Raw genomic sequence first — 10,822 nt, forward strand, 5'->3', positions numbered from 1 at the left:
TGCTAAGGGTCTAGCAGCCTCTTGTGACGCTTTTCATGCCGGATGATCCCTAGTCACGGTTTTCATCCTCGGCAGGCTCTCTCAAAATATCTTCGTCATGAATAACCGCGCCAGATTGAACCTCGATCATACGGACCTCGATCATTCCGGGGTTTTTCAGTTTGTGCGGTGCCCCCAGGGGCACGAAAACGGATTCATTTTCCGTTACGTATTTTGTCTCGCCATTGACGGAAACTTCCAGGGTTCCACTCATCACCACCCAGTGCTCGGCGCGGTGGATATGGCGTTGCATGGTCAATCCCTGCCCCGGCTTGATCATCATGGACTGGACACGAAACCGCTCGCCTCGCGCGATTTCCTCGGTCCAACCCCATGGTCGATAGGCGCGCCGGTGCTGGACCGTTTCGGGGCGCCCTTCGCGATCCAACTCGGCAACAATGGTCTTGACAGCCTCGGCCTGATCCTTGGCTGCAACCAAAAGGACGTCTTTGGTGTTCACCACTATTACATCCTGAAGGCCCAGCACGCTCACCAAGGCATCTTCCGAGTACACCAAACAGTCCGTACTGTTTTCAAAAATGGCTTCACTAAGGGCTGTATTGCCCGCATCATCCTTGGGCATTGTTTCCCAAATGGCCCGCCATGAACCAAGATCGTTCCACTGCGGGTCCATGGGAACGCAACAGATGCCCGCCTGTTTTTCCATGATTGCATAATCGAGCGATATATTCGGGACTTGTTCAAAGGCCTGCGGGTCCAAGCGCAGGAAGTCCAGGTCCTGGCGCGCCTTGATGCGCGCTACCTCAACCCCCTGCCAGATCTCCGGTGCGTGGCGCAGGAAACTGTCGCGCATTGCCTTGGCACTGAACATGAAAATGCCCGCATTCCATAGGTAGGTACCTTCTTCCAGAAACTGTTCCGCCCGTTGCTTGCTTGGCTTTTCAACGAACTGATCCACGGACAGCACGGCTTCGTCGGCGGGGACAAATTTAATATATCCATAGCCGGTATGCGCAAGGTCGGGCTTTATTCCGAATGTTACAATGTGACCTGCAGCAGCAACCGGAGTGGCCGTTTCGACGGCCTGTTGAAATGCCTTCTCATCAGCAATCATATGATCGGACGGCAACAGCAGCACAAGCGCATCTGCATCCTGTGCCAGAGCCACCTGTGCAGCCAACGCAGCCGGGGCTGCCGTGTTGCGCCCCACAGGTTCCAGCAGGATGGATTGAGCCGTCATACCAAGCTCTTGCAATTGCTCGCCGATCAGAAACCGGTGGTCCTGATTGGAAATGACCATCGGGGCTTCGAACTGCGCCCCGGTAGTTCGTTTGCAAGTTTTTTGAAACAGACTTTCACCATCGAACAACGGCAGAAATTGCTTGGGCCGGGCACGCCGCGACAAGGGCCACAGACGAGATCCGAATCCACCCGACAAAATTGCTGGAATAATAGCTGTCATACCCGCGTCAATCCGATCATCAATCAAACCGATTAGCTGTCAAAGCCACGTCCCTAGCGTGTCTTCAACAGTCTCAATAAACTTAACTAACTGCATTATTTCGTTTTTTCTAGGGCATCTCAAACAACGCAGAGTCAGTCTTTCCATCTTTCTCCGTCTGCGGCAAGATGAATAAGTTATTTTACGGAGGTATGGGCATGTTGGGGGACTTGGCCAATCGCATTTCTGGCAAACGGGAGGATCTTGTCAGCTTGACACAAGACCTGATCCGCTTTCCCACCATCAACCCACCCGGCGAGGCCTATGCGCCGTGTGCGCAATACATTGGGGAACGTTTGGCCAGCCGCGGTTTTTCCGTTCAGTACATTCGTGGCGAAGATACGCCCGGAGACTCGGATCGATATCCGCGCATGAACGTGGTGGCACGGCGTGAAGGCCGGGTGCCCGGTGTGTGTGTCCATTTCAACTCGCATATCGACGTCGTGGAGGCCGGAGATGGCTGGAGCATGGATCCATTTTCCGGTGTGGTTCGTGACGGTCGAGTGTATGGTCGTGGTGCCTGTGACATGAAAGGCGGTCTTGCTGCCTCTATCATCGCGGTGGAAGCTTTCTTGGAGTGTGTCCCGGATTTTCCCGGCGCCATCGAGATTTCCGGCACGGTCGACGAGGAGTCCGGCGGTTTGGGAGGGGTGGCCTATTTGGCGGCGAAGGGGCTTTTTTCCAAACCGCGGGTGAACCACGTCATCATCCCGGAACCTTTGCACAAGGACAGGATCTGTCTGGGTCATCGCGGGGTCTGGTGGGGAGAAGTGGAAACCCATGGCTCCATCGCCCATGGGTCCATGCCGTTTCTGGGTGATTGCGCGGTTCGCCACATGGGCGCCTTTCTCGAAGCCTTGGAAAAACGCCTTTATCCCAAGTTGGCTACAAAGCGCACTGAAATGCCTGTTGTTCCGGAAGGCGCACGCCAATCCACCCTCAATATCAACTCCATTCATGGTGGCCAGCCAGAAACGTATGAGGGTCTGCCTTCGCCATGTGTACCCGACAGCTGTCGGATCGTGCTGGATCGGCGATACCTGATCGAAGAAAACCTTGCAGAGGTGAAAGCGGAGGTCGTGTCACTACTCGAAGATCTCAGCAAAGAACGGGAAAACTTTCGATACACGATCAAAGACCTACTTGAAGTCATCCCAACCATGACGGAAAAAGACGCACCGGTGGTAAAAGCAGTCGCAGAGGGCATCGAACAGGTGCTTTCAAGACCTGCCGAAATGGTCATCTCGCCGGGCACCTATGACCAGAAGCACATTGCCCGGCTGGGGCATTTGCACGATTGCATTGCCTATGGACCGGGCCTATTGGAAATGGCCCACAGACCCGACGAGTTCGTGGTCATAGAAGACATGATGGACAGCGCCAAGGTCATGGCGCATGCATTACACGGTTTGCTTTTGGCCCCCTGAGGCGGGCTGCAGCTTGGAACCGCAGGACAAGGAGGGGACATGAACACGCACAAGACCTTGCGGGCTTTCACGAAGCTTGCAATAGGCACTGCCCTTGCGATGGGCCTTGCTGGCGCAACCCTATCGGCAGCGCAGACAAAAACGGACGTTTCTCTGGGGATTGTTCTTGAACCCCCGCACCTTGACCCGACAGCAGGCGCCGCTGCGGCCATTGACGAAGTCACCTACGCCAATGTTTTCGAGGGCCTGACGCGCATCGGTCCCAACGGCGAAGTACTGCCGGCTCTGGCCAAATCCTGGGAGATTTCCGAGGATGGATTGACATATACCTTCCGGCTTCAAGACGATGTTCGCTTTCACGACGGGACCGACTTTAACGCAGAAGACGTCAAGTTTTCGCTGGACCGTGCCCGTTCGGCTGACAGCACAAACGCTCAAAAGCCACTGTTTGAAGCGATCGAGAGCGTAGAAGTGGTGGCCCCTGACACGGTTCAGGTCGTCCTTTCTCGCCCTGTTGGCGGCTTCCTGTTCAATCTGGGCTGGGGAGATGCGGTGATCGTTGCGCCGGAATCTGCCGACAGCAACAAGACCCAACCGGTTGGCACAGGTCCGTTCGCGTTTGATCGTTGGGTCAAGGGGCAGGAAATCAGCCTCAAGCGTTTTGAGGATTATTGGGGAGAGCCTGCGGCCTTGGAAGCGGCACAGTTCAAGATCATCGCGGACCCCAATGCCGCTTTTGCCGCCATGATGTCTGGAGATGTGGATGCGTTTCCCAACTTCCCAGCTCCAGAAACGCTGATGCAGTTTGAAACTGATCCACGCTTCACCGTATCGGTTGGCTCGACTGAAGGCGAAACCATTCTGGCCATGAACAATGCCAACGGCCCCTTGGCCAATGCTTTGGTCCGTCAGGCCATTTCGCACGCGATCAACAAGCAGGCATTGATTGAAGGAGCCATGTTCGGACGTGGTACGCCAATCGGTTCGCACTTTGCTCCGCATCATCCAGCCTACACGGATCTTACGGGAACCTATCCGTTTGACCCTGACAAGGCCAAGGAGTTGCTCGCAGAAGCCGGGTTTGCTGATGGTTTCACCGCGACACTCAAACTGCCGCCCCCTCAGTATGCCCGTCGCGGCGGCGAGTTGATCCGTTCCGACTTGCAAAAAGTGGGCATTGAACTGGAAATCGTTCCGCTCGAATGGGCGCAATGGCTGACCGAAGTGTTCCGTGAAAAGAACTATGACTTCACCATCGTCTCCCATACCGAGCCCATGGACATCGGCATCTACGCCCGCGACGATTACTACTTCAACTACGACAATCCGGAGTTCAAAGAGTTGATCTCTGCGTTGAATGCGGAAACGGACAAGGAAAAACGATACGACCTCATGCGACAAGCGCAGGAAATGATTACGGCTGATGCGGTCAATGTCTTCCTGTTCCAACTGGGCAAAACAGGTGTCTGGAATGCCGAGCTTGAGGGGCTGTGGGAGAATGCCCCTATTCAGGCCAACGACATTACCAAAGTGCATTGGAAGAACTGACACAGCCTTGCAGACGCACGTGCCAAAAATCGCGTGCGTCTGGCCTTATCCCCACGACACGCCAGCGAAAATTGCATCTTGGCATCGTATGGGATACCTCCAACGCCAGTGAGGGTGCGGTTAGTGATCGTACCCGTGCCGGTTCGTGATCCTCAAGCCGATGGTTTGCCCATGTTCTCCTACGGAGTGCTGCGCCTTTTAGGCCTGACACTGACACTCTTGGCGGCAAGCATAGTCGTTTTCGTAGTGCTTGAAGTACTGCCCGGTGACCCGGCTCAGGTGATGCTGGGCATCAACGCACAGCCGGATACACTTGAAGCCCTGCGGGCGGAATTGGGGCTGAATGCCCCGGCCCTGACCCGTTACCTCGAATGGGTTACAGGCATGTTCCGCGGCGACTTCGGTATCAGCTATACCTATGACGTGCCAGTAGCCGAACTCTTGGCAGAGCGCGCATGGGTGAGCCTGCCGTTGGCTGTCATTGCACTGACCCTTTCAACGGCATTGGCCTTTCCCATTGGCATTATGGCAGCTCGTTTTCGCGGGCGTGCGCTGGACACTGGTATCATGGGCCTGACCCAGATTGGGATTGCCATTCCAAATTTCTGGTTTGCGATCCTTCTGGTTTATGTTTTCGCCATCGTGCTACGTCTGGTACCCTCCGGAGGTTTTCCAGGATGGGATGCGGGCTTTTTTACGGCTCTGCAAGCGCTCATCCTGCCTGCCATCGCGCTTGCGCTGCCCCAAGCGGCCATTCTGGCGCGGGTCATGCGCTCCGCCCTCATTGACGTGATGAGCGAGGATTACATCCGTACGGCGCGCGCGAAGGGCTTGTCTGCCCGCGTCACACTGTGGCGCCATGGGGTACGCAACGCGTTGATCCCCGTACTGACCATTCTCGGCCTGCAGTTTTCATTCCTGATTGCCGGCACGGTGATCATCGAAAACGTGTTTTACTTACCAGGACTTGGGCGTCTGATTTTTCAAGCCATAACCCAGCGCGACCTGATGACCGTGAAAAGTGGTGTCATGGTACTTGTGGCCCTGGTGGTTGCGATCACCTTTATCGTGGATCTGGCCTATGCGGCTGTCGATCCAAGATTGCGGCGGGGGCGATAAGTATGGACACCTTTGACACACCCATACATCCATTTCGCCGGGCCTGGAAAAGCCGCTCGTTTCTGATCGGAGCATGTCTTGCAACGCTGATCCTGCTCGCGGGCCTGGTCAGCCTGTTCTGGACACCATATGCCATCGACAACCTGAATGTCGCCGACCGCCTGCAACCGGCGAGTTGGAGCCACCTACTGGGCACGGACCAATATGGGCGCGATATTCTTTCCATGCTGATGGTGGGTGCACGCACGTCGATCATCGTGGCGTTGATCGCTGTCGGAATCGGGCTGTTGTTTGGTGTTCCTCTGGGATTGATTGCAGCGACGCGGCGCGGGTTGGTGGAAGAGGTCGTGATGCGCGTAAACGATCTGATTTTCGCGTTTCCTGCCATTCTGTCGGCCATTCTCATCACGGCCCTGTTGGGTCCGGGCGCCGTTAATGCAGTCATTGCGATCGGGATCTTCAACATTCCGGTTTTCGCACGGGTTGCCCGTGGCGGCGCTCTGGCGCTCGCGGGACGCGATTTTCTGCTGGCCGCGCGATTGTCAGGCAAGAGCGGCCTGCGCATCACGCTGGAACACATTCTACCCAACATCGCCAATCTGCTGATCGTTCAAGCAACAATCCAGTTATCGCTCGGCATTCTCGCGGAGGCCGGCCTGTCTTACCTCGGGCTCGGCCCTCAGCCTCCGCTGGCGAGTTGGGGGCGCATGCTCAATGAATCCCAGACGATGATGGCATTTGCCCCCCAACTGGCCCTGTATCCGGGGCTGGCTATTGTCATAAGCGTGTTGGGTTTCAACCTTTTAGGGGATGGATTGCGTGACCTGCTGGATCCCAAACTTCGTCGGAGGATCCGCTGATGGCGCTGTTCACCATGAAAGACCTGAGCCTGTCCATTCACGGGACCCCCATCATCGACAGGGTGAACCTGTCCATCGCCAAGGGAGAGATTCTGGGACTGGTTGGGGAGAGCGGGTCCGGCAAGTCCATGAGTGCCTTGGCGTCCATGCAGTTGCTGCCGGATGGCGCATCCCAAAGCGGTTCGATCCGCTTCAAGAAACAGGAGTTGATTGACGCAGGGGAGCGCACCATGAGCCGCATTCGCGGCCGCTCCATTTCCATGGTCTTTCAGGAGCCCATGACCGCCCTGAACCCAACAAAAACCATAGGTGATCAGGTCAGTGAGGGCCTGTTGTGGCACTTTAAGATGACACGGGAGCGCGCTCTGGAACGCACCCGCAAGGTGCTGAGCCGTGTAGGCCTGCCAAGCGACAACCAGATGATGGACCGGTTCCCGCACCAGCTTTCCGGCGGTCAGCGGCAAAGGGTCGTCATTGCCATGGCGATCGCCTGCAAACCCAAGTTCCTGATTGCCGACGAGCCGACGACAGCCCTGGATGTGACCATTCAGGCGCAGATTCTCGCGCTTTTGAAGGACATTGTGCGCAAGGACCAGATGGCCCTTCTGTTGATCAGCCATGACCTTGCCGTAGTGGCAGACATGGCGGACCGCGTGGCTATCATGAAGGATGGGCAGATCGTTGAACACGGCCCGACAGGCCAGTTGTTCCGCACCCTGTCGCACCCCTACTCCCGCGAGCTTGTCGAGGCATCCAGTCACATTCCCAAGACCCGGCAGCGATCCATCGACGCAAACAGCTCGCCGCTGCTGAGCGTGGAAAACCTGGTGCGCACCTACCCCCTGCCCAAACGCTCGTTTTTTGAAAAACGCCAGTACCACACGGCGGTAAACCATGTCGCTCTGCGCATCCTGCCCCATGAATCTGTCGGGCTGGTGGGCGAAAGCGGATGCGGCAAGTCCACCCTGGCCCGCACGGTTTTGGGTTTGGAGAAGCCCAGTTCCGGTGTGATCAGCTTTCTTGGGCGGAACCCCTTTACGCTGTCGCACAAGGAAAGCAAAACCCTGAAACGCGGAATTCAGGCGGTTTTTCAAGACCCTTACGGCAGTTTCGACCCGCGCCATACCATCGAAACGACTGTTGCTGAGCCACTTCACCTACTGCGCGGTGAAATCGGCCCCCAAGAGCGCCGCGACCGCGTGATACAGGCGCTGGAATCCGTTGGCCTGAAAGCGCGGGACTGTCACAAGTATCCGCACGAGTTTTCCGGTGGGCAGCGCCAGCGTATCGCCATTGCTCGTGCACTGGTGACTGAACCCAAGCTGATTGTTGCCGACGAACCGGTGTCGGCTCTCGATGTATCCATACGCGCTCAAATCCTTGATTTGCTTGCAGATTTAAGAGACCGGCTGGGTGTAGCCTATCTGTTCATCAGCCACGATTTGTCCGTTGTACAGGCCATCACGGATCGGGTCATCGTGATGAACGGCGGGCGGATTGTGGAGGAAGGCACCACAGAACAGGTGTTCAAGCATCCCAAACACCCCTACACGCGCATGCTGGTGGCTGCCGCGCCCGATCTGAACGAGACGCTGAAACGCCGTTACAAGGCCGAGGTCAAGAACAAGAGTGTGCGCCAGAGAGGGTAGCCCTGCTCCCTCCGCCTCGTTACCCACCGCCGAAATGACAGCCGCGCTGCAGTTATCCCCCTCACGTGCAGCGCCATAACCAGCCCCGAGTTGCGCAGATATCCGACAAGACACCACGGATCTGCAATGCAGCACAACGGCTGGCCGCACACGTGCGTTCGTTTTGCGTTCGCTTGCACGAAACGCGTATGTTTTGCGCTCGTTACTGCAGAAGGTCCTTCAACAGCCCGATACATGCGCAGCGGTGTTTCTAGGGAACGGGTGCAGATCAAATATTGTTTGAAATTCGATCAAAACCTCAGATTGTTTCAGTAGAGTGATTGAAACACGCAGCTGCCCGTATATCCTCATGGCCGACTTGGAGGAGATGGGCCTCCAACAAACAGGGAGCGACATCAGGCCATGAGACTTGGACTTGATTGGGGTGGCACAAAAATCGAAATCATCGCTCTGTCCGATCACGGTGAGGAACTGTTCCGCAAACGGGTCGACACGCCGAGGGACGATTATTGCGGCTGTATCGACGCGGTGGTCGGGCTGGTTTCCGCGGCGGAGGAAGCAACAGGGCAACGCGGCTCTGTCGGACTTGGGATTCCTGGCTCGATCTCGCCGTCTTCCGGTCTGGTCAAGAATGCCAACTCGACCTGGATGAATGGCAAGCCGTTGGACAAGGATCTGGAGCAAGCGCTGGCGCGGCCCGTGCGCATTCAAAACGACGCAAACTGTCTGGCCGTCTCGGAAGCCACGGATGGCGCAGGTGCCGGCTTTGGCATCGTTCATGCCATCATCATCGGAACGGGCTGTGGCTCGGGAATCGCCATCAACGGCAAGCCCGTTCGCGGCGCCAATGGCATCGCCGGAGAATGGGGCAGCACCTCGGTGCCGTGGCTGCGGCCAGAAGAGCACCCCGGACCAACCAACTGGACGGGCCAGCACAGTCCAATTGATCTCCTGTGCTCGGGAACCGGCTTTCAATGGGATTACGAAAACACCACTGGGACGAAGCTGAAGGGGAAGGAAATCGTGGCGCTGATGCGCAACGGGGATGCGCAGGCTCGTGGGACCTATGACCGCTACGTAAGTCGTTTGGGCCGAGCCATGGCCATGGTTGCCAACTTTCTGGACCCGGATTGCTTCGTGCTGGGTGGCGGAATGTCTAATCTGGACGAGCTCTACGAGGACTTGCCAAGTGCCATGCGACCCTACATCTTTTCGGATGGATACGACGTTCCCATCCGCAAGGCCAAACACGGCGACAGCTCCGGCGTTCGCGGCGCCGCGTGGCTGTGGAATGACTGATTGCAAACCCGGCAAGCCCTTCCCTTGCCGCCCCGACGCCCCGGCAGGACCCCAGCCCTGCCGGTCTTAATGGATAACAACCTATGAATACTCAAGAAATCCTTTCCAAACTTGTCAGTTTCGACACCGTAAGCGCCCGTTCCAACCTGCCGTTGATCGACTGGGTGGAGGCTTATCTCAAAAGCCATGGTCTGGCGCCCTTCAAGGTATTTGATGAAACGGGAGAAAAGGCCAACCTGTTCGTTACCATTGGGCCGCAGGATCAGGCGGGTTACATTCTGTCCGGGCATACGGACGTGGTGCCCGTGGACGGTCAGGACTGGACGCAGGACCCGTTCACGCTGACAGAACGGGACGGCAAACTGTTTGGTCGCGGAGCCTGCGACATGAAGGGTTTTCTGGCCTGTTGTCTGGCAAAGGTGCCGGAAATGGTAAAAGCGCCACTGAAAAAACCACTCCACATCGCGTTTTCACATGACGAGGAAGTCGGTTGCATTGGTGTGCGTGCGCTGTTGCAGGAGCTGAAGGACAAGGGCGTTCCGGCCGAGGCCTGCTTCGTCGGCGAACCAACGGACATGCAGGTGGTGCTGGCGCACAAGTCCAAAGCATCTTACCGGGTTGAATTTACAGGGCTGTCCTGCCATTCGTCGCTCGCGCCACATGGCGTGAATGCGGTGCATTATGCGGCGCGGTTTGTCACGAAGATCGAGGAAATGGCGCGCGCACTTGCCGATGGGCCGCGGGACGATTTGTTTGATCTGCCGTTTTCTACTGCTCACACCGGTGTGTTGCGCGGCGGGACAGCACTGAACATTGTGCCGGACCACTGCGAACTGATGTTCGAGTTCCGCGTTTTGCCTCGAGAAAGCCTTGCGGCTTGCGTTGAGGAGATCAAGCGCTACGCCATGGAAGAGCTGCTGCCGGAAATGCGGCAGACCCATCCGGAGGCGAATATCGAGTTCATTCCCTATTCGGAGATTCCGGGTCTGGACACGGCTGAGGATGCTCCTGTTACCAGTTTGGCCAAACGCCTTGCCGGACGCAATGACATTGCCAAGGTGGCCTATGGTACCGAAGGCGGGTTGTTCCAGACCATGTTGGGCGTGCCAACAGTGGTTGTCGGGCCCGGCTCCATCGAGCAGGCCCACAAGCCTGACGAGTTTGTCCGGATTTCCGAACTGGAAAAATGCGGTCGCTTCCTTGACCAACTGATTGAAACTGCCTGCTAGCGGCGTAACCCAAGGCATCAAGCCCCTGCCCTGTGCCCGTTGGCTCTGGATACCGGATCAGCGGCTCGCTGCGCTCCCCTTGTCCGGCATGACACCCGTGGGGAGAATAGGGCTCGCTCACCTCGCACTGGATTCCGGGTCTGCGCTAGGCTTGTCCGGCATGACGCCAGTGGGCAGGGTGGTCGCGCGT

At 57.0% G+C, this 10,822-nt stretch carries 9 protein-coding genes; 8 read left to right on the forward strand and 1 reads right to left on the reverse strand.

The features are described 5' to 3' along the window. Positions 1–49 precede the first annotated feature (49 nt). Complete coding sequence (locus G512_RS0118210) at positions 50–1,462, reverse strand: mannose-1-phosphate guanylyltransferase/mannose-6-phosphate isomerase (RefSeq protein ID WP_036490227.1); 1,413 nt, start codon at positions 1,460–1,462, stop codon at positions 50–52. A 197-nt stretch (positions 1,463–1,659) separates the two neighbouring features. On the opposite strand from G512_RS0118210, the gene G512_RS0118215 reads away from it, so the two are divergent. The 8 genes from G512_RS0118215 to G512_RS22880 all read left to right on the forward strand — a co-directional run. Beyond that, on the forward strand, positions 1,660–2,928 hold the full coding sequence (locus tag G512_RS0118215) for an acetylornithine deacetylase/succinyl-diaminopimelate desuccinylase family protein (protein WP_028482944.1): 1,269 nt from the start codon (positions 1,660–1,662) through the stop codon (positions 2,926–2,928). 39 nt (positions 2,929–2,967) lie between these two features. Beyond that, positions 2,968–4,476 (forward strand): ABC transporter substrate-binding protein, encoded by a 1,509-nt coding sequence (locus tag G512_RS0118220; RefSeq protein ID WP_051269612.1) that lies wholly within the window; start codon positions 2,968–2,970, stop codon positions 4,474–4,476. Between the two features lie 171 nt (positions 4,477–4,647). Continuing rightward, on the forward strand, positions 4,648–5,595 hold the full coding sequence (locus G512_RS0118225; protein WP_028482946.1) for an ABC transporter permease: 948 nt from the start codon (positions 4,648–4,650) through the stop codon (positions 5,593–5,595). A 2-nt stretch (positions 5,596–5,597) separates the two neighbouring features. Further along, a complete protein-coding gene (locus G512_RS0118230) occupies positions 5,598–6,455 on the forward strand; it encodes an ABC transporter permease (RefSeq protein ID WP_028482947.1) in 858 nt (285 codons plus the stop codon). Next, entirely contained in the window at positions 6,455–8,104 is a 1,650-nt protein-coding gene (locus G512_RS0118235) for an ABC transporter ATP-binding protein (protein WP_028482948.1), read from the forward strand. The genes G512_RS0118230 and G512_RS0118235 overlap by 1 nt, the downstream gene beginning before the upstream one ends. A gap of 402 nt (positions 8,105–8,506) precedes the next feature. After that, positions 8,507–9,403 carry an ROK family protein gene (locus G512_RS0118240; protein WP_028482949.1) on the forward strand — a complete coding sequence of 299 codons (897 nt, stop codon included), beginning with the start codon at positions 8,507–8,509 and terminating at the stop codon, positions 9,401–9,403. Between the two features lie 83 nt (positions 9,404–9,486). Next, positions 9,487–10,632, forward strand: a complete 1,146-nt coding sequence (argE, locus tag G512_RS0118245; RefSeq protein ID WP_028482950.1) for an acetylornithine deacetylase — start codon at positions 9,487–9,489, stop codon at positions 10,630–10,632. Further along, positions 10,616–10,822 (forward strand): hypothetical protein (locus tag G512_RS22880; RefSeq protein WP_208975065.1); only part of this gene is annotated, 207 nt, incomplete at its 3' end. The genes argE and G512_RS22880, both read left to right, overlap by 17 nt.

This window comes from Pseudovibrio exalbescens DSM 16456, assembly GCF_000422785.1.
Lineage (GTDB): Bacteria > Pseudomonadota > Alphaproteobacteria > Rhizobiales > Stappiaceae > Pseudovibrio > Pseudovibrio exalbescens.